Source organism: Streptomyces sp. NPDC029164, assembly GCF_055563995.1.
In genome coordinates, this window is sequence record NZ_JBVHWW010000045.1 from 1 (window position 1) to 19,307 (window position 19,307).

The window sequence follows — 19,307 nt, forward strand, 5'->3', positions numbered from 1 at the left end:
GGGGACCCTGTGGGAGAGTAGGACGCCGCCGAACAATCATTGTGGGAAAGCCCCGCACCAAGCCTTCGGGCTCGGTGCGGGGCTTTTCTGCGTTCCGGAGAGAATCGTGCTCGACTCCGGCATCCTGACCGTCGTGGATGATGGCCCGATGACCGTGCCGCCTTCGGGGCCGGGCGATGGAGATCGCGAACAGGTGCCTAGGTTCCGATTCGGGCGAAACCCCTCGGGGGCGGACATCCGTTCATATGATGTGCCTCCTTCGAACGCTTCGGGTGGGGGTACAGGTGCGCAGAGCCAGCGGCAGTCACGAGCGGGACGGAAGACGTACGAGAGGGCTCGTCCAGCGGGTGCTGGTCGGGTTGCTGGTGGCGGGTGTCTCCGTCGCGTGTGGTCCTGCGGAGGGTGACGGCCCGGCCGTATCCCTGCCGCCGGTCGCCTCCTCGGCGTCGGCCGTCCCTTCGCAGACGTCGGCGCAGCCTTCCGAGTCGCCGTCGCCATCACCGACACCCACGCCCTCCGCCTCTCCTGCGGCCTTGCCGAGCCCGTCGGTTCCGGTGGTGACCCGCTCGGCCGATCCGAAGCCGGCCGCGACGCAGGCGACGAAGTCGGCGGCTCCGCCCACGACGAAGGCGCCGAGCCGGCAGGCGACGGCCGAGTGCGAGATCGTCTCCAACGCCGGGAACTGCTACAACGCGGGCCAGTTCTGCCGGAAAGCCGACCTGGGGCGGTCCACGCACGCGGGGAACGGTCGCCTGATCCACTGCCGGCTGGACGGCAGCCAGCCGCGCTGGCAGTACTAGGGCACTCCTACAGGCGGCCGGCGGCCTTGAGAGACAGGTAGGCGTCGGCCAGGGCTGGGGGCAGGGTGTCCGGGGTGGCGTCGACCACGTGGACGCCGTGGCGGGAGAGCTGGTCGGCGGTGCGGCGGCGCTGGGCCTGGGCTTGCGTGCCGGCCGCGGCTTCGTAGACCGCGTCCACGCTGCCGCGGGACTCCGTCATCTCCGCGACGTGCGGGTCGGCGACCGACGCCAGCAGAACCGTGTGGCGTTGCGTGAGCTGGGGGAGCAGCGGAAGCAGGCCCTCTTCGATCGGGGCCGCGTCCAGGCTCGTCAGAAGGACCACCAGGGACCGGCGCGGGGCGCTGCGGAGGATGGTGGAGACCAGGGTGCGGGCGTCCGTCTCGACCAGTTCGGGTTCGAGGGAGGCCATCGCGTTGACGAAGGACGGGAGGATGTCGGCCGCCGCGCGTCCCTGGACCTGGGCGCGGGGACGGCGGTCGTGGGCCAGCAGGTCGACGCGGTCGCCGGCGCGGGTGGCCAGGGCGGCGAGGAGCAGGGCGGCGTCCATCGCGGAGTCCAGGCGGGGGGCGTCGCCGACGCGGCCCGCCGAGGTGCGGCCGGTGTCGAGGCAGATGAGGATGTGCCGGTCGCGTTCGGGGCGCCAGGTGCGGACGGCCACCTTCTGCTGGCGGGCGGTGGCCCGCCAGTCGATGGAGCGGGTGTCGTCACCGGGGACGTAGTCGCGGAGGCTGGCGAACTCGGTGCCCTCACCGCGCGTCAGGACGCTGGTACGGCCGTCCAGTTCGCGCAGCCGGGCCAGCCGGGACGGAAGGTGCTTGCGGCTGCTGAAGGGCGGCAGGACCCGGACCGTCCAGGGGGACTCCTGTGAGCCCTGGCGGGCCCACAGGCCCAGGGGCCCGTACGAGCGGATCGTGACGCGGTCCGCGCGGCGGTCGCCGCGGCGGGTAGGGAGCAGACGGGTGGTCAGCCGGCGGCGTTCGCCCGCGGGGACGACCACCTCGTGGCGGGAGGCGGCGGACTCCGTGCCCGGGAGCCAGCTGCTCGGGGGCCAGGCGTCGCGGACGCGGGCCCGTAGCGTGCGGCTGCCGGGGTTGGTGACGGTGAGGTGGACGTCCGCCGGTTCGCCGAGGCGGACCGAGGTGTCTCCCGAGCGGGCCAGCACGAGGCCGCGGACCGGCGCCGCCAGCGCGTAGTCGACCGCGCAGGCCAGGGCGATCGGGCCGTTGACCGCGAGCATCCCCGTCCAGCTCGGTTCGAGGACGCCGACCGGAATGCTGCCGAGGGCCGCCAGCAGGGCGGCGCGTCCGGTGAGGGCCATCAGCGGGGGACGGGGACGTGGGAGAGGATCGCCGTGATGACGGCGTCGGCGGTGACTCCCTCCATCTCCGCTTCCGGGCGCAGCTGGACGCGGTGGCGCAGGGTCGGCAGGGAGAGGGCCTTGACGTCGTCGGGGGTGACGTAGTCGCGGCCGGTGAGCCAGGCCCAGGCGCGGGCGGTGGCCAGCAGGGCGGTCGCGCCGCGGGGTGAGACGCCGAGGGTGAGCGAGGGCGATTCGCGGGTGGCGCGGCAGATGTCGACGACGTACCCGGCGATCTCGGGGGACACGGAGACCTTGGCGACGGCCTCGCGGGCCGCTTCGAGCTGGGCCGGGCCGGCGACCGGGCGGACGCCGGCGGCGTGCAGGTCGCGGGGGTTGAAGCCGGCGGCGTGGCGGGTCAGGACGCCGATCTCTTCCTCGCGGGAGGGCAGAGGGACCGTCAGCTTCAGGAGGAAGCGGTCCAGTTGGGCTTCCGGCAGCGGGTACGTGCCCTCGTACTCGACCGGGTTCATGGTGGCGGCGACCAGGAAGGGCTCGGGGAGCTTGCGCGGGGTGCCGTCGACCGTGACCTGGCGTTCCTCCATCGCCTCCAGGAGGGAGGACTGGGTCTTCGGGGGCGTGCGGTTGATCTCGTCCGCGAGGAGGAGGTTGGTGAAGACCGGGCCGTTCTGGAAGGAGAACTCGGCGGTGCGGGCGTCGTAGACGAGGGAGCCGGTCACATCGCTCGGCATCAGGTCGGGCGTGAACTGGACGCGTTTGGTGTCGAGTTCGAGGGAAGCGGCGAGGGCCCGTACGAGAAGGGTCTTCGCGACGCCGGGGACGCCTTCGAGGAGGACGTGGCCGCGGCACAGGAGCGCGACGACGAGACCGGTGACGGCCGAGTCCTGGCCGACCACGGCCTTGCCGATCTCGGTGCGGAGCGCTTCGAGGGAAGCGCGGGCGCTGTCCGCGGTCACAGCCGCGGACTCGGTGGCCGGGTACGTCATGACGTACGGACCTCTCTTTCGAGGGCGTCGAGGTGGTCGGCGAGCGCGACGAGTGCCGCGTCGTCGGAGGGGGTGGGGCCGAAGAGGAGGGCGGTGACGTCCCGCGTGCCGTCCCGCGTGCCGTCCTTGAGGCGCGCGGAGACCGCCGGGGCGAGGGTGGCGGGGTCGTGGGCCCGGCTGTGCGGTACGCCGGTGAGGGCGGCGAGGCGTTCGCGGGTGGCGGCGCGCAGCACGGTGGCGGCGCGGTCGCGGGCTCCGGCCTTGCGGTACAGGCGGGCGCGGCCCTCGGTGGCCTCGGAGGCGCGGATGACGACGGGCAGCTTCTCGGTGACGAGGGGGCCGAGCCGGCGGGCGCGCCACAGGGCTGCGAGGACGGCGGCGAGGAAGAGCTGGAGCAGGGCCCAGGACCAGCCGTCCGGGACCAGTTCGAAGAGGCTCTTGTCCTCGCCGGCGCCGGCGTCCGGGTCGGAGTCCGCGAGGGACGGCATGTACCAGACGAGGTCCGGGCGGGAGCCGAGGAGTTGGAGCGCGAGGGAGGCGTTGCCCTCCTCGGCGAGGCTCTCGTTGAGGAGGATCGTCTCGGATCCGAGGAGAACGGTGTCGCCGCCGGTCCCTGCCGGGAGGGTGAGCAGGGTGGGGTGGCCGCCGCTGGGGTAGCAGGCGGTGGCTCCCGGGAGGGTGGTGGTGTAGCGCAGGCCGCCGCCGGTCGCCGCGCGGCCGGCGGAGGTCGCGGCGGGCAGGGTGCAGTCGGGGCCGGGGGCCGGGGTTTTCGTGGTGGCGTCGCCCTGGGTGCGGACGCCGGGGGAGAGGTCGGCGAGGCCGTGGCTGCCGGGGGCGAGCAGGACGGTGCGGCCGCCGGAGAGGTCGATGGCCGAACGGATGGTGCGGCGCTGGGTCGTGCCGAGCCGGTCGGGGTCGGTGACCAGGAGGGTGGTGCGGGGGCCGGTGGCCTCGGCGGCCTCGGCGGCGGTGGTGACGACGCGGGTGGTCACGCCGCGGTCCTTGAGGAGCTCGGCGACGGCGCGGCTGCCGAGGGGGTCGGCGGAGCGGGGGTCGAGGTAGCCGTGGCGGGTGCCGGAGTTGAGGGCGGCCAGGATGGTGACGCCGGTGGCGAGGACGGCCAGGGTGGCGAGGATGCGGAGGGCTCGGCGGGTGCGGTTCGCTTTGCCGCGGGGGCCGTCCGTGCCGGGGCCGCATGTGCTGGGGCCATCTGTGGCGAGGCCGTCTGCGCTGGGGCCGTCTGTGCCGGGGCCGCCTGTGGCGAGGCCGTCTGCGCCGGGGCCGGTGGTGGGGCTGCCCGTGCCGGGGCCGTGGTGGGTGGGGGCGGTTCCGGCGGGGCCGGGCGCGCGCCGGGACGTCTCCTCGGACGCCGAACGTGACGAGGGGTCGGAGAGTCTGGCGGAAGTGCGTTCGGCGCCCTGCGGGGATCGCCCCGACACACACCCGGCCCCGCCGAAACCGCCCGGGGGGTCGGATGGCCCGGGCTGGGTGTGGTCGGGGTTCTGCGGGGATCGTTCCGGCGCGCCTCCGGCTCCGCCGGGACAGCCCGGGGGGTCGGATGGCTCGGGCTGGGTGTGGTTGGGGTTCTGTGGGGATCGTTCCGGTGCGCTTCCGGCTCCGCCGGGACCGCCCGGGGGGTCGGAAGGGCTGGCCTCGGGGCCCTCGCCTGAACCGCTCTGTGGACTTTCGGACCTGCCCTGGGGGGGTTGCCACGGTGTTCCGGTGGTCATGGGCCCGTCATTGGCCGGGGTGGGGCCGGTCGGGGGCGTCATGGGGTGGGTCCCGTCAGGAGGGGCTTGGTGGTGGTGAGGGTGAGGTCGAGGGTGCGGAGGCGGGCGTAGGTGTCGGCGTCGGCGGTGCGGCCGCCGTAGGTGACCTCGTCGAAGGTGCGGGCGGCGGCGCGGAGGTCCTCGGCGTGGGCGGGGAGGGAGACGGCGGCCTCGGCGGCCGCCTCGTCGGCGGTGCGGCCCGGGCGGGGGTCCAGGAGGGTGCGTTCCTCCAGGGAGCGGACGACGGCGCGCATGCGTTCCTGGACGGCTTCGGTCCACCGGCCGGCGGCGGCGTGGGCGTCGGCGGCCTTGCGGTGGTCGGCGGCGCCGCGGATGCCGTCGTCGAAGAGGGTGCCCGGGGTGGTGGTGGTTCTGCGGGGGGAGCCCAGGCGCCACCACAGGGCGGCGGCGGCCAGGACGACCAGGAGGACGACGGCGATCAGGCCGACGGGGCCTCCGGGGGTTGCCCCGGAGGCGGCGCCGAACAGGTCGTCGAGCCAGTCGAAGAACGCGCGGATCGCGCGGTCGGGCAGGCTCGGGTCGTTCTCGTGGTACATCGGCTTGGACAGCTCGCGCTCGGCCGCCTCGCGGGCGGCTTCGCGCGGTGTCGTCACCGGCGGGACCTCCGCGGGCATCACCCGTAGTTCTCGACGCCGGCCGCCCGGGCGAGCTCCAGGTCGAGGCCCTCGCGCCGGATGCGCTGGTCGACGTAGAGGAGGACGGTGACGCCGGACTGGAACGGCATGACGATGGTCTGCGCGATGATCAGGCCGATGGCGGAGAAGATCAGCAGGCCCCAGGAGGTCGCCGCGCTGCCGTCCTGCAGGGCGTCGAATCCACCGCCGAAGGCCAGGGCGCCGATCAGCTGGAACGGGGTGACGATGATCGCCGCGAGCACGAAGGCGATGAAGCCGGTGAGGAGCGTGATGCCGAAGACGCGCCACCAGGCGCCCTTGACCAGCTTCGAGGAGCGGGCGAAGGCCTTGAAGACGGTGCTCTTCTCCAGCATCAGGGCGGGCGAGGCCAGGCTGAACCTGATCCCCAGCCAGACGAGGAGGGGGAGCCAGACGACGAAGCCGAGGACGATCAGGCCGATGTTGTCGGCGAGGACGCCGGGCAGGACCAGTACGGCACCCATCAGGAGGGCGCCGAGTGCCAGCAGCAGGGTGAGCCCGACCAGGCGCAGCAGCTGGGGGCGGGCGTCGCGCCAGGCGGCGGAGACCGAGGAGTTCTGGCCGAGCACCGCCCGGCTGAAGACCATGGTGAGCATCGCGGTGACCACGATGGTGCCGAGCACCTGGATGAACTCGGTCACCGCCGACGCCCCGAGGCTGCTGCCGAGGCTGTCGACCAGCTGCTCGGCCGTGACGTCCTCGCTCGGCGCGAGGACGAGGTCCTGCAGCATGTACCTCTGCACGAAGACGCCGATCACCTGGACGACCGTGGCCACGACCAGGGTGATGGGCAGCACCGAGCGCCAGTGCGTGCGCATGGTGGCGACCGCGCCGTCGAGGATCTCGCCCAGGCCCAGGGGGCGCAGGGGGATCACACCGGGCTTGGCGGCCGCGGGGCCGCCCCACTGGCCGGGTCCGCCCGGGTAGCCGTACTGGGGGCCGTTCTGGGCTCCGTACGGGGTGTTCTGGGGCTGTCCCCAGCCTCCTGTGGCCGGCTGCGGCGGTGTCGGCGGGGCTTCGGGCGTGCCCGGGCTCGACCACTGGCCGGGCGGCGGCTGCTCGGCGGACCACTTGGGGTCGCCGGCGGGCCGGTCGGGCTGCTGCGCGCCGCCGTCGGTGCCCGGCTGGTCGGCGGGGGTTCCCGGCCGATCGCCGTCGGACGGAGAGGATCCGGGCGTAGCCCAGCCCGGAGAGTCGTTCATCGTCGCTCCTTCACGTGCACTGCGGCGGGGGCGCTGGTCGCTGCCATCGTGCCACGTGGGGGTCCCGAACGGAGTAGGGGATTGTGAGGCCCCCGTGACCCTGGCCGTCCCCCCGGAGCTCCGGCAGCCCTTACCTTCAATTGTCGCCCGGATCCGGGGCAGACTGGTCGACCTGATCTCCACACAGGTCGGAGGGGCGATTTCCAGCCCTTTTGGCTGTGGGACAGCTCACCGCCGGGTAACGATTAGCTAATGGGATGATGTCAACCATGAAGGGACGCGTCCTTGTCGTCGACGACGACACCGCGCTGGCCGAGATGCTCGGCATTGTGCTGCGTGGAGAAGGTTTTGAGCCGTCGTTCGTAGCGGACGGTGACAAGGCACTTGCTGCCTTCCGGGAGGCGAAGCCGGACCTGGTACTGCTCGACCTCATGCTGCCCGGACGGGACGGCATAGAGGTGTGCAGGCTGATCAGGGCCGAGTCCGGTGTGCCGATCGTCATGCTCACCGCCAAGAGCGACACGGTGGACGTCGTCGTGGGCCTGGAGTCCGGGGCCGACGACTACATCGTCAAGCCGTTCAAGCCGAAGGAGCTGGTGGCCCGCATCCGGGCCCGTCTGCGCCGTTCGGAGGAGCCCGCGCCCGAGCAGCTGGCCATCGGTGACCTGGTCATCGACGTGGCCGGGCACTCGGTCAAGCGCGACGGTGCCTCCATCGCCCTGACCCCGCTCGAGTTCGACCTGCTGGTCGCCCTGGCGCGCAAGCCCTGGCAGGTGTTCACCCGGGAGGTGCTGCTGGAGCAGGTCTGGGGCTACCGGCACGCCGCGGACACCCGGCTGGTGAACGTGCACGTGCAGCGCCTGCGCTCCAAGGTGGAGAAGGACCCTGAGCGCCCCGAGATCGTCGTGACGGTGCGCGGTGTCGGCTACAAGGCCGGACCCAGCTGAGGTGCAGTCCGGCAAGTCCGCCGCGTCCGGCAGCGGCCGCGGCGGCTCCCGCTGGCGCAGCCTCTGGGCCGGCCGGCCGTTCCAGGACGGAGCGCCCGGCAGCCCGGTGCTGCGGCTGTGCGTACGCCTCGTACGCCGGCCGCTGGTTCCGGCTGTCCGGCTGTGGCGCCGCAACATCCAGCTCCGGGTGGTCGCCGCCACCCTGCTGATCTCGCTGGCGGTGGTCCTCGCCCTGGGCGTCGTCGTGATCGCCCAGGTCAGCAGGGGGCTGCTGGAGGCCAAGGAGCAGGCGGCGCAGAGCCAGGCGGCGGGCGGGTTCGCGGTCGCGCAGGAGAAGGCGAACGCCCCCGCGACCGTGGACGGGCCCGATGCCACCGACAACAAGGTCGGCCGGGACGCCAGCACCTGGATGAACTCCCTCGTCAAGCAGCTGGCCAGTGGCGGCCAGACCGCCTTCGAGGTCGTCGCGCTCGGCGCCGGCACCGGGGAGCAGACCCTGCCCGGGACGCAGGGCGTCAAGGGCGCCCGTGCCTCGGGCAACGTCGATCCGACCGCCAGCGTGCCCGTCAAGCTGCGCCGGGCCGTCAACCACGCCACCGGGGCCTTCAAGACCTTCTCCGAGATCCGCTACACCGCGGGGTCCGGGGACAAGGCCCCCGAGCCGGCGCTGGTCGTGGGCAAGCGGCTCACCGACATCAACGGGGACCCGTACGACCTGTACTACCTCTTCCCGCTCACGCAGGAGCAGGAGTCCCTCAACCTGATCAAGGTCACCATCGTGACCGCGGGCCTGTTCGTCGTCGTCCTGCTCTGCGGCATCGCCTGGCTCGTCGTACGGCAGGTGGTGACCCCCGTGCGGATGGCCGCCGGGATCGCCGAGCGGCTCTCGGCCGGGCGGCTCCAGGAGCGGATGAAGGTCACCGGCGAGGACGACATCGCGCGTCTGGGCGAGGCCTTCAACAAGATGGCGCAGAACCTCCAGCTGAAGATCCAGCAGCTGGAGGAGCTGTCGCGGATGCAGCGCCGGTTCGTCTCGGACGTCTCGCACGAGCTGCGCACCCCGCTGACGACGGTACGGATGGCGGCCGACGTCATCCACGACGCCCGGGTGGACTTCGACCCGATCACCGCGCGCTCGGCCGAGCTGCTCGCCGGCCAGCTGGACCGCTTCGAGTCGCTCCTCGCCGACCTGCTGGAGATCAGCCGCTTCGACGCCGGGGCCGCGGCCCTGGAGGCCGAGCCGATCGACCTGCGCGAGGTCGTGCGCCGTGTCATCGACGGGGCCGAGCCGCTCGCCGAGCACAAGGGCACGCGGATCCGGGTCCTCGGCGACACCCAGCCGGTCATCGCCGAGGCCGACGCGCGGCGCGTGGAGCGGGTGCTGCGCAACCTCGTCGTCAACGCCGTGGAACACGGCGAGGGCCGCGATGTGGTGGTCCGGCTGGCGTCCGCGGGCGGGGCCGTCGCCGTCGCCGTACGGGACTACGGCGTCGGGCTGAAGCCCGGCGAGGCCACCCGCGTCTTCAACCGCTTCTGGCGGGCCGACCCGGCGCGGGCGCGCACGACCGGCGGGACCGGCCTCGGCCTGTCCATCGCCGTCGAGGACGCCCGGCTGCACGGCGGCTGGCTCCAGGCCTGGGGCGAGCCGGGCGGCGGCTCGCAGTTCCGTCTGACGCTGCCGCGCACGGCCGACGAGCCGCTGCGGGGCTCTCCCATCCCGCTGGAGCCCGAGGACTCCCGGGCCAACCGGGCCAGGGCCGCCGCCGAGGCCGCGGGCCGTACGGCGGACCGCCCGGCCGCGGACCCCGGCGACCGCTCGCCGATACCGCCGCGGTCGCCGGTCACCGGAGCGCTGCCGGTGCCCGCCGACCCGACGGCCCTGCCGGGGAACGGGGCCCGGGTGGTGGCCCGCCCGGCCGAGCAGCCACAACAGGAGGACCGAGCCGATGGACGCTGAGCCCGAGAACGCGCGGCCCGGGGGCGGCGCGCGGGTGCGGGGCCGGCGGCTGCGCACCCTGCGGGCGTACGCCTTCGGCGCGGCCGGGCTGCTGCTCGCCGGCTGCGCCTCCATGCCCGACCACGGCGAGATCCGCCCGGTGCAGGCCTCGCAGGGCGTCGACTCCCAGGTCCGGGTGTTCGGCGTACCGCCCGCCGACAAGGCGAGCGCGGCCGACATCGTCGACGGCTTCCTGGAGGCGATGACCAGCGACGACCCGCAGCTGGAGACCGCCCGGAAGTACCTCACCGCGGAGGCCGCGAAGAGCTGGAAGCCCGGCTCCGCCGTCACCGTGCTCTCGTCCGGCCTGGACCGGGTCTCGATCCGCGGCGAGAAGGACCCGGACGGGCCGCGCTGGAAGGTGACCGGCACGAAGCTCGCGACCGTGGACGAGCGCAGCGCGTACCAGCCGCAGACCGGCGGCGAGAAGTACGAGGAGTACCTCCAGCTCGTCCAGGACGAGGACAAGCAGTGGCGGATCTCGTCGCCGCCCAACGGTCTCGTGCTCAGCGAGTCGGACTTCCAGCGCATCTACATGCCGGTCAACAAGTACTACTTCGCGGGCGGCACGCTCGTCGCCGACCCCGTCTACGTGCGCCAGCGCACCGACCCGGACTCGCGGATGGACCCCACCACGCAGACGGTGCAGTCGCTGCTCGCCGGGCCGTCCAGGTGGCTCGGCCCCGTCGTCGAGTCCAGCTTCCCGACGGGCACGGAACTGCGCGAGGGCACCAAGTCCCTTTCGTACGACGGCCAGAACACGCTGCGGGTGCCCCTCAACGACAAGGCCGACAACGTCGCCCAGCCGCAGTGCAAGAAGATGGCCACCCAACTCCTGTACACGGTGAAGGACCTGACGGGCTCCCGGCTCGACCAGGTCGAGATCCTGCGCTCCGACGACAAGTCGTCCTCGCTGTGCTCGGTGACCGAGCTGAACGCGGCCGCGATCGCCAACCGGCCCCGGATTCCCGACTACCAGTACTTCGTCGACGACCAGAAGCGCCTGGTCCGGATGAAGCTGGACGTGACCAGCGAGGAACAGCAGCGGGCCGAGGTGGTGCCGGGGCCGCTGACCACGACGCCCGTCTTCAAGGTCGGCTCGGCGGCCGTCACGTACGACGAGCGGCGCGCGGCGGTGGTCTCCGAGGACGGGCACGGGCTGTACGTGGTGCCCCTGGTGGGCGGCGGGCCCATGCCGCAACCGCTGCCGGTCGGCAAGGGCAGCACACTGACGGCGCCCAGCTGGGACGCGGCCGGCGACCTGTGGGTCGCGGACGCCGATCCGCAGCACCCGGGGCTGTGGCGGGTGCCCGGCGGGGCCGGAACCCCGGAGAAGGTGCAGGTGGCCGGGCTGGACGGCGGGCGGATCGCCTCGCTGAAGGCCTCTTCCGACGGGGTGCGGATCGCGCTCCTCGTGGAGAGGAGCGGCCGCAAGAACCTGTACGTCGGGCGGATCGAACGGCCCGATGGCAAGGGCGATGCCTCGGCGGTGTCGGTGCGCGAGCTGCGCCCGGCCGCCCCGCAGATGGCGGACGTGACGACGATGAGCTGGGCGCCGCACGGGCGGCTGCTCGTGGTGGGCCGGGAGAGCCGCGGAGTGCAGCAGGCCCGCTACATGCTGGCGGACGGTTCGATGGTCGCGGCGAGCCTGCCGGGGGCGGCCGGGCTGTCCGCGGTCGCGGCCGCGGCCTCGGAGGACGAGTCGAAGCCGAAGCCGGTGGTGGCGTACTCGGAGGACGGGATCGTGTACCTGCCTCCGGGCGCGCAGTGGCGCACGGTGGCGGTGGGCGGCAAGGCTCCGGTGTACCCGGGCTGAGCGGCGGCTGAGGCGCGGCTGCGGGCTCGCCCGCGGCTCCGTCCACAGGGGTGGCGGGCTCCGTCGGGGTCCGTCAGTGTGGAGGGGTGCGCGGGTGGTGTCAGGAGCTGGCCGGGCTGGTCCTGCCGGTCGACTGCGCCGGCTGCGGAGCGGTCCGGGTGCTGGTGTGCGCGGGCTGCCGGGAAGCGCTGAGCGGGGCCGGCGCGGAGCCGGTGCGGCCTTCTCCGCGCCCCGGGGGCCTGCCGGTGGTGCGGGCCGCCGCCGTCTACGAGGGGGGCGTACGGGCCCTCCTGCTGGCTCACAAGGAGCGCGGGGCACTGCCGTTGGCCGGGGTGCTCGGCGAGGCCCTGGCGGCGGCCGTCCTGGCGGGCGGTCCGGCGGGTGGTCCGGCGGGTGGTCCGGTCCGTGCGGGCCCGCCCGCGCCGGAAGTGGCCCTGGTGCCGGTGCCGTCGGCGCGGCGGCAGGTGCGGGCGCGCGGGCACGATCCGGCGCGCAGGATCGCCCTGGCGGCCGCCGGACGGCTGCGGCGGGCCGGTGTTCCCGCGCGCGTGGCGCCCGTACTGCGGCTGCGGCGGGCGGTGGCGGACCAGGCGGGTCTCGGGGCCCGGCAGCGCCGGGAGAACCTCGCGGGGGCGCTGGTGGTGTGCCGGGACGGGGCGCGGCTGACGGACGGGGCCGAGATCGTGCTCGTGGACGACCTGATCACCACCGGGGCGACGCTGGCGGAGGCGGCCCGGGCGGTGCGCGCGGCCGGGCTCACCACGGGCCCGGGAGACGTACTGCGGGCAGCGGTGGTCGCCGCGCCCGCGGACTCCTTCGGCCGGCTCCCCGGGGCGGTGTCCCGCCGGCCTGCTACGCGTACAGGTCAACAATCCCGTGAATAGATTTGGAACTGGCGGGGAAGGCCCATCGTTGCAGGTAGTACGAGGGAACAGCCACTTGACTGGAAGTACATTCCGGTAGCGGGTGCCGACAACCGTCATAGAGGGATATGTTCGGTTGTAAGGAACTCAGGAGGCTGTCTCTCGACTCCGAAGTCGGTGGGTGTCGATCTTGCCGATGGGGGAGGAGGAGGTGAAAGTCGCCAAGTCCGAGGCTCCGGCCTTCACCGGAGTCTGGTGCGAAAGGGAGACGCTTCGCCCCGTCGGGCGGAGCTATCCGGGAACGGAGTTCTGCGTGGACATCGTCGTCAAGGGCCGCAAGACCGAAGTGCCCGAGCGGTTCCGCAAGCACGTGGCCGAGAAGCTGAATCCGGAGCGGATCCAGAAGCTCGACGCCAAGGTGATCAGCTTGGACGTCGAGGTGTCCAAGGAGCACAACCCGCGTCAGGCCGACCGTTCCGACCGCGTGGAGATCACCCTGCGTTCGCGGGGCCCGGTGATCCGGGCCGAGGCCGCCGCCGCCGACCCGTACGCGGCGCTCGACCTCGCTCAGGACAAGCTGGAGGCCCGGCTGCGCAAGCAGCACGACAAGCGCTACACCCGCCGTGGCAACGGCCGGCTCTCGGCGGCGGAGGTCGCCGACGTCGTGCCGGGCGTCGCGTCGCTCAACGGCAGTGGCCAGGTGGTCACCGAGGAGAAGGCGGAAGGGGTTCCGATCACCCGGATCGGATCCATCGAAGTGCAGGGCGAAGGCCCGCTCATCGTCCGCGAGAAGACCCACTCGGCCGCACCCATGTCGCTCGACCAGGCTCTGTACGAGATGGAGCTGGTGGGCCACGACTTCTATCTGTTCGTCGACTCCGAGACGAAGCTGCCCAGCGTGGTCTACCGGCGTCACGCGTACGACTACGGCGTCATCCACGTGAACCCCGACGGGGCCTCCAGCTCGGAGGAGCCGCGAGGCGGCGCCGGCGGCGCGCTCGGCGGCTGAACCGGCCGTTCGTTGCCCCCGCGGAGACGCTCCGGCGTCTCCGCGGGGGCACCTGCATGACGGGTATTGCGCCAGGCGGGTCCTCGGTGACCCCCCGCGCCGTGGCGCGGGCATGGAATCATGGCGGGCAGTCAACCGGTCGCGGTGTGTGTCCGGTTGGCCCAGCAGCTCAGCACATGCAGGGGGAGGAACGATGGCGGACAGCTTCGGGCCGGTGCGCGGGGACGACGGCGCGGGCTGCCGTGGCGCGGACCTGTCGGCGGAGTCCGGCGCCTCGCCGGCCGGGGAACCGATCCGGGTGCTCGTGGTCGACGACCACGCACTCTTCCGGCGGGGGCTGGAGATCGTCCTCGCGCAGGAGGAGGACATCCAGGTCGTCGGCGAGGCCGGGGACGGCGCGGAGGCGGTGGACAAGGCGGCCGACCTGCTGCCGGACATCGTGCTGATGGACGTGCGGATGCCCCGGCGCGGCGGGATCGAGGCGTGCACCTCGATCAAGGAGGTGGCCCCCTCCGCGAAGATCATCATGCTGACGATCAGCGACGAGGAGGCGGACCTCTACGACGCGATCAAGGCGGGCGCGACCGGGTACCTCCTGAAGGAGATCTCGACGGACGAGGTGGCCACGGCGATCCGCGCGGTCGCCGACGGCCAGTCCCAGATCAGCCCGTCGATGGCGTCCAAGCTGCTCACCGAGTTCAAGTCGATGATCCAGCGCACCGACGAGCGCCGGCTCGTGCCGGCGCCCAGGCTGACGGACCGGGAGCTGGAGGTCCTCAAGCTGGTGGCCACCGGCATGAACAACCGTGACATCGCGAAGGAGTTGTTCATCTCCGAGAACACGGTGAAGAACCACGTCCGCAACATCCTGGAGAAGCTGCAGCTGCACTCCCGGATGGAGGCCGTGGTCTACGCGATGCGCGAGAAGATCCTCGAAATCCGCTGAGCCGGACCGACCGGGCCCGGACAAGACCAGCTGACAAGGCACTACGAGAGCGCGGCGAGCTCCGCCGTGACGGCCGCCGCCTCCGCGGGCGAGCCCGCGCGCTCGATCCGTACGTCCTCGCAGCCGACCCACTCCGCCGCTTCCCGCAGGGCCCGCGCCATCGGGCCGGCCGCCTTCGGGGAGGTCAGCGAGAGCTGCCGGGCGACCAGCGTGCGGCCCTCGCGGGCCGGGTCCACGCGGCCCTGGAGCCGGCCGCCCGCCAGCAGCGGCATCGCGAAGTACCCGTGAATCCGCTTGGGCTTGGGGACGTACGCCTCCAGGCGGTGGGTGAAGCCGAAGATCCGCTCCGTGCGGGGGCGGTCCCAGACCAGGGAGTCGAAGGGCGACAGCAGCGTCGTGCGGTGGCGGCCCCGGGGAGCCGTCGCGAGGGCGGCGGGATCGGCCCAGGCGGGCTTGGCCCAGCCCTCGACCTCGACCGGGACCAGCCCGGAGTCGGCGACCACCGCGTCGAACTGATCCCCCTTGAGGCGGTGATAGTCCGCGATGTCGGCGCGGGTGCCGACGCCCAGGGACCGGCCGGCCAGGGCGACCAGGCGGCGCATGCACTCGCGGTCGTCCAGGTCGTCGTGGAGCAGCGCGTCCGGAACGGCCCGCTCGGGCAGGTCGTAGACCCGCTTCCAGCCGCGGCGCTCGCCGCAGACCACCGCGCCGGTGTCGAGGAGCCACTCCACCGCGATCTTGGTCTCGGACCACTCGAACCACTCGCCGCCGTTCTTCGCGCCGCCCAGTTCGGTGGAGGTCAGCGGGCCGTCGGACGTCAGCCGGTCCAGGACCGCCCGCGTCGAGTGCTCCTTGTCCTGGAGGATGTGCCAGCGGTGGCCGCGCGCCCGGTTGGCCCGGCGGCGGAAGGCGAAATGCGGCCATTCCTCGATCGGCAGGATGCAGGCCGCGTGCGACCAGTACTCGAAGGCGTGACGGTCGGACCAGTACGCCCGCTCCACGGTCTCGCGGCCGACCGCGCCGAGGCGTGCGTACGGGATGAGCTCGTGCGAGCGGGCCAGCACCGAGATGGTGTCCAGCTGTACGGCGCCCAGGTGGCGCAGGACCCCGCGCACACCTCCGCGGCGGTCGGGCGCACCGAGGAATCCCTGTGCGCGCAGGGCGATCCGGCGGGCGTCGTCGGCGGAGAGGGAGAGCGCAGTCATGCCCGCACCCTAGGCGGGGCCACTGACAGCGGGCAGGTACGGCAGCCGGGAGGGCAGGCCGAGGTCGGAGGGGAGCAGGGCGCCGACCCAGCAGTCGCGGGAGGTGCCCCGCTGCTCGATGCCGGCGCGCAGAACCCCCTCGACCTGGAAGCCGGCCTTCTCGGCCACGGCCTTCGAGCCCGTGTTGCCCAGCTCGGCGCGCCATTCGAGCCGGGTGGCGCCGAGCGCGGTGAAGGCCCAGTGCGCGACGGCCGTCACGGCCTCGGTCGTGTAGCCCCGGCCGCGGTGTTCCTTCACCGCCCAGTAGCCGATCTCGTACGACTCGGCGCCGTGCACGTGCACGCCGACGGCCGCGACCAGCGGGCCCCCGGCTCCGAGGCGGACGGCGAAGGGGTAGCCCGTGTCCTCGCGCCAGCCGTTCGGCACGAGCTCGTTCACGAAGGCGTGCGCGTGCGCACGCTCGTACGGGGAGGGGACCAGGGTCCAGCGCTGGATGTCCGGGTCCTGAGCCGCCGCGTGGACCTCGTCCTCGTCGGCGGCGGCGAAAGGCCGCAATACCAGCCGGTCCGTGGTGAGTGTGATGGGCTCCATGAACGGATTCTGCTGCCGCCGGGGTGCCCGGAGCGAACACTTTTCGGGAATCCCCCCGGGGGATGCGGCACCTTCCGTGTGCCCCGTACGTTCTCAATCCGGGCACCCGTGCCCCCACGGGAACGGCGGACCTCCCGACGTGGCCACGTCCTCGCTTACGATGGCCGTTGCGGTGGGGCCCACCTGCCGTGCCCGCGGTACGTACAGTGCCCAGGCCCGACCGGCAAGGAGACAAACCTCGGTGTCCGTCTTCAACAAGCTCATGCGTGCAGGCGAAGGCAAGATCCTGCGCAAACTGCACCGCATCGCGGACCAGGTCAACTCCATCGAAGAGGACTTCGTCAACCTCTCCGACGCCGAGTTGCGAGCACTCACGGACGAGTACAAGCAGCGCTTCCAGGACGGCGAGAGCCTGGACGACCTGCTGCCCGAGGCCTTCGCGACCGTACGCGAGGCGGCCAAGCGCGTCCTCGGCCAGCGGCACTACGACGTCCAGATCATGGGTGGCGCGGCGCTGCACCTCGGCTACGTTGCCGAGATGAAGACCGGTGAGGGCAAGACCCTCGTCGGCACGCTGCCCGCGTACCTGAACGCGCTGTCCGGCAAGGGCGTCCACCTGATCACGGTGAACGACTACCTCGCCGAGCGCGACTCCGAGCTGATGGGCCGGGTGCACAAGTTCCTCGGCCTGGAGGTCGGCTGCATCCTGGCGAACATGTCGCCGGCGCAGCGCCGCGAGCAGTACAACTGCGACATCACCTACGGCACGAACAACGAGTTCGGCTTCGACTACCTGCGCGACAACATGGCGTGGTCCCAGGACGAGCTCGTCCAGCGCGGCCACAACTTCGCCGTGGTCGACGAGGTCGACTCGATCCTCGTCGACGAGGCCCGTACCCCCCTGATCATCTCCGGCCCGGCCGACCAGGCCACGAAGTGGTACGGCGACTTCGCGAAGCTGGTGACCCGCCTGACCAAGGGCGAGGCCGGCCAGCCGCTGAAGGGCATCGAGGAGACCGGCGACTACGAGGTCGACGAGAAGAAGCGCACCGTCGCCATCCACGAGACCGGCGTCGCCAAGGTCGAGGACTGGCTCGGCATCGAGAACCTCTACGAGTCGGTGAACACCCCGCTCGTCGGTTACCTGAACAACGCGATCAAGGCCAAGGAGCTCTTCAAGGCCGACAAGGACTACGTCGTCATCGACGGCGAAGTCATGATCGTCGACGAGCACACCGGCCGTATCCTCGCCGGCCGCCGCTACAACGAGGGCATGCACCAGGCGATCGAGGCGAAGGAAGGGGTGGACATCAAGGACGAGAACCAGACCCTCGCCACGATCACCCTGCAGAACTTCTTCCGCCTCTACTCGAAGCTGTCGGGCATGACCGGTACGGCCATGACCGAGGCCGCCGAGTTCCACCAGATCTACAAGCTCGGTGTCGTCCCGATCCCGACCAACCGCGACATGGTCCGCAAGGACCAGCCGGACCTGATCTACCGGACCGAGGTCGCGAAGTTCGCCGCCGTCGTCGACGACATCGCGGAGAAGCACGAGAAGGGCCAGCCGATCCTCGTCGGTACGACGTCGGTCGAGAAGTCCGAGTACCTCTCCCAGCAGCTCTCCAAGCGCGGCATCCCGCACGAGGTGCTCAACGCCAAGCAGCACGACCGTGAGGCGACGATCGTCGCCCAGGCCGGCCGCCGCGGCGCCGTCACCGTCGCCACGAACATGGCCGGCCGCGGTACGGACATCAAGCTCGGCGGCAACCCGGACGACCTCGCCGAGGCCGAGCTGCGCCAGCAGGGCCTGGACCCGGAGGAGCACATCGAGGAGTGGGCGCACGCCCTCCCCGCGGCGCTCACCCGGGCCGAGGCGGCCGTGAAGGCCGAGTTCGAGGAGGTCAAGGACCTCGGCGGGCTGTACGTGCTGGGCACCGAGCGCCACGAGTCGCGCCGCATCGACAACCAGCTGCGCGGCCGCTCCGGCCGACAGGGCGACCCGGGCGAGTCCCGCTTCTACCTGTCTCTGGGCGACGACCTGATGCGCCTGTTCAAGGCGCAGATGGTCGAGCGCGTCATGGCGATGGCGAACGTGCCGGACGACGTGCCGATCGAGAACAAGATGGTGACGCGCGCGATCGCGTCGGCCCAGTCGCAGGTCGAGACCCAGAACTTCGAGACGCGCAAGAACGTCCTGAAGTACGACGAGGTCCTCAACAGCCAGCGCGAGGTCATCTACGCCGAGCGCCGCCGCGTCCTGGAGGGCGAGGACCTCCAGGAGCAGGTCCGCTTCATGATGGACGACACCATCGACGCGTACATCGCGGCCGAGACGGTCGAGGGCTTCGCCGAGGAGTGGGACCTGGAGCGGCTGTGGAGCGCCTTCCGGCAGCTCTACCCGGTGAAGGTCACCATCGAGGAGCTGGAGGAGGCCGCGGGCGACCGCGCGGGCATCACCGCCGAGTTCATCGCGGAGTCCGTCAAGGACGACATCCACGAGCAGTACGAGACCCGCGAGAAGACGCTCGGCTCCGAGATCATGCGTGAGCTGGAGCGGCGCGTGGTCCTGTCGGTGCTCGACCGCAAGTGGCGTGAGCACCTGTACGAGATGGACTACCTGCAGGAGGGCATCGGCCTGCGGGCGATGGCCCAGAAGGACCCGCTGGTCGAGTACCAGCGCGAGGGCTTCGACATGTTCAACGCCATGCAGGAGGGCATCAAGGAGGAGTCCGTCGGCTACCTGTTCAACCTGGAGGTCCAGGTCGAGCAGCAGGTCGAGGAGCTTCCGGTGCAGGACGCGGCGCCTTCGCTGACGAAGGAGCCGGCGGCGGCCGGGGCCGGGCGTCCGGAGATCCGGGCGAAGGGGCTGGACGCTCCGCAGCGGCCGGACCGGCTGCACTTCTCGGCGCCGACCGTGGACGGCGAGGGCGGTGTCGTCGAGGGCGACTTCGCGTCCGAGGGCGCGGGTGGCGACGGCGACGGGATGACGCGGGCGGAGCGGCGCAAGGCGGCGAAGGCCGCCGGCGGGCGGCGCCGCAAGAAGTGACCCCTGCGGGGTCGAGCGGTCGGGCGGGGGGGGGGGGAGGGGGGGGGGGGGGCGCACCCCCCCCCCTCGCTGAGGGGGAGAGGCCCGTCCTCCCCCCCCCCCCCCCCCCCCCCCCCCCCCCCACCCCCCCCAACAC

At 72.4% G+C, this 19,307-nt stretch carries 15 protein-coding genes; 8 read left to right on the forward strand and 7 right to left on the reverse strand.

Going from position 1 to position 19,307, the window contains the following annotated elements:
- Positions 1 to 533: 533 nt before the first annotated feature.
- Positions 534 to 800: a hypothetical protein gene (locus ACZ4VT_RS32895; RefSeq protein WP_467955074.1), complete on the forward strand. Its 267-nt coding sequence runs from the start codon at positions 534 to 536 to the stop codon at positions 798 to 800.
- Between the two features lie 7 nt (positions 801 to 807).
- Here the strand turns inward: ACZ4VT_RS32895 and ACZ4VT_RS32900 are convergent, their stop codons facing one another.
- The 5 genes from ACZ4VT_RS32900 to ACZ4VT_RS32920 all read right to left on the reverse strand — a co-directional run bounded on the left by ACZ4VT_RS32900 (position 808) and on the right by ACZ4VT_RS32920 (position 6,749).
- The gene (locus ACZ4VT_RS32900; protein WP_467955075.1) at positions 808 to 2,118 is read right to left on the reverse strand and encodes a DUF58 domain-containing protein; all 1,311 of its coding nucleotides are present in this window, start codon (positions 2,116 to 2,118) and stop codon (positions 808 to 810) included.
- Positions 2,118 to 3,104 (reverse strand): AAA family ATPase, encoded by a 987-nt coding sequence (locus ACZ4VT_RS32905; protein ID WP_362814579.1) that lies wholly within the window; start codon positions 3,102 to 3,104, stop codon positions 2,118 to 2,120. Before ACZ4VT_RS32905 ends, ACZ4VT_RS32900 begins: the two co-directional genes overlap by 1 nt.
- Positions 3,101 to 4,543, reverse strand: a complete 1,443-nt coding sequence (locus ACZ4VT_RS32910) for a DUF4350 domain-containing protein (protein ID WP_467955076.1) — start codon at positions 4,541 to 4,543, stop codon at positions 3,101 to 3,103. The genes ACZ4VT_RS32905 and ACZ4VT_RS32910 overlap by 4 nt, the downstream gene beginning before the upstream one ends.
- A 329-nt stretch (positions 4,544 to 4,872) precedes the next feature.
- Positions 4,873 to 5,508 carry a DUF4129 domain-containing protein gene (locus ACZ4VT_RS32915; protein WP_467955077.1) on the reverse strand — a complete coding sequence of 212 codons (636 nt, stop codon included), beginning with the start codon at positions 5,506 to 5,508 and terminating at the stop codon, positions 4,873 to 4,875.
- A complete protein-coding gene (locus tag ACZ4VT_RS32920; protein WP_467955078.1) occupies positions 5,508 to 6,749 on the reverse strand; it encodes a glycerophosphoryl diester phosphodiesterase membrane domain-containing protein in 1,242 nt (413 codons plus the stop codon). Before ACZ4VT_RS32920 ends, ACZ4VT_RS32915 begins: the two co-directional genes overlap by 1 nt.
- A 257-nt stretch (positions 6,750 to 7,006) precedes the next feature.
- Between ACZ4VT_RS32920 and mtrA the strand changes: the two genes are divergently transcribed.
- From mtrA to ACZ4VT_RS32950, 6 genes are all read left to right on the forward strand, one after another.
- Entirely contained in the window at positions 7,007 to 7,696 is a 690-nt protein-coding gene (gene mtrA / locus ACZ4VT_RS32925) for a two-component system response regulator MtrA (protein WP_189747360.1), read from the forward strand.
- Position 7,697: 1 nt separating this feature from the next.
- On the forward strand, positions 7,698 to 9,653 hold the full coding sequence (gene mtrB, locus ACZ4VT_RS32930) for an MtrAB system histidine kinase MtrB (protein ID WP_467955079.1): 1,956 nt from the start codon (positions 7,698 to 7,700) through the stop codon (positions 9,651 to 9,653).
- Positions 9,643 to 11,508, forward strand: coding sequence for an LpqB family beta-propeller domain-containing protein (locus ACZ4VT_RS32935; RefSeq protein ID WP_467955080.1), 1,866 nt, complete (start codon positions 9,643 to 9,645; stop codon positions 11,506 to 11,508). Before mtrB ends, ACZ4VT_RS32935 begins: the two co-directional genes overlap by 11 nt.
- Positions 11,509 to 11,594: 86 nt before the next feature.
- Positions 11,595 to 12,392, forward strand: a complete 798-nt coding sequence (locus tag ACZ4VT_RS32940) for a ComF family protein (RefSeq protein ID WP_467955081.1) — start codon at positions 11,595 to 11,597, stop codon at positions 12,390 to 12,392.
- 292 nt (positions 12,393 to 12,684) lie between these two features.
- Positions 12,685 to 13,380, forward strand: coding sequence for a ribosome hibernation-promoting factor, HPF/YfiA family (hpf, locus tag ACZ4VT_RS32945; protein WP_467955107.1), 696 nt, complete (start codon positions 12,685 to 12,687; stop codon positions 13,378 to 13,380).
- A 193-nt stretch (positions 13,381 to 13,573) separates the two neighbouring features.
- The gene (locus ACZ4VT_RS32950) at positions 13,574 to 14,326 is read left to right on the forward strand and encodes a response regulator (RefSeq protein ID WP_467955082.1); all 753 of its coding nucleotides are present in this window, start codon (positions 13,574 to 13,576) and stop codon (positions 14,324 to 14,326) included.
- A 41-nt stretch (positions 14,327 to 14,367) separates the two neighbouring features.
- Here ACZ4VT_RS32950 and ACZ4VT_RS32955 read toward each other — a convergent pair whose 3' ends face one another.
- The gene (locus ACZ4VT_RS32955; protein WP_467955083.1) at positions 14,368 to 15,531 is read right to left on the reverse strand and encodes a winged helix-turn-helix domain-containing protein; all 1,164 of its coding nucleotides are present in this window, start codon (positions 15,529 to 15,531) and stop codon (positions 14,368 to 14,370) included.
- Positions 15,532 to 15,540: 9 nt separating this feature from the next.
- Positions 15,541 to 16,122: a GNAT family N-acetyltransferase gene (locus ACZ4VT_RS32960; RefSeq protein WP_467955084.1), complete on the reverse strand. Its 582-nt coding sequence runs from the start codon at positions 16,120 to 16,122 to the stop codon at positions 15,541 to 15,543.
- 241 nt (positions 16,123 to 16,363) lie between these two features.
- Between ACZ4VT_RS32960 and secA the strand changes: the two genes are divergently transcribed.
- The gene (gene secA, locus ACZ4VT_RS32965; protein WP_467955085.1) at positions 16,364 to 19,171 is read left to right on the forward strand and encodes a preprotein translocase subunit SecA; all 2,808 of its coding nucleotides are present in this window, start codon (positions 16,364 to 16,366) and stop codon (positions 19,169 to 19,171) included.
- The last annotated feature ends 136 nt before the right edge of the window (positions 19,172 to 19,307 follow it).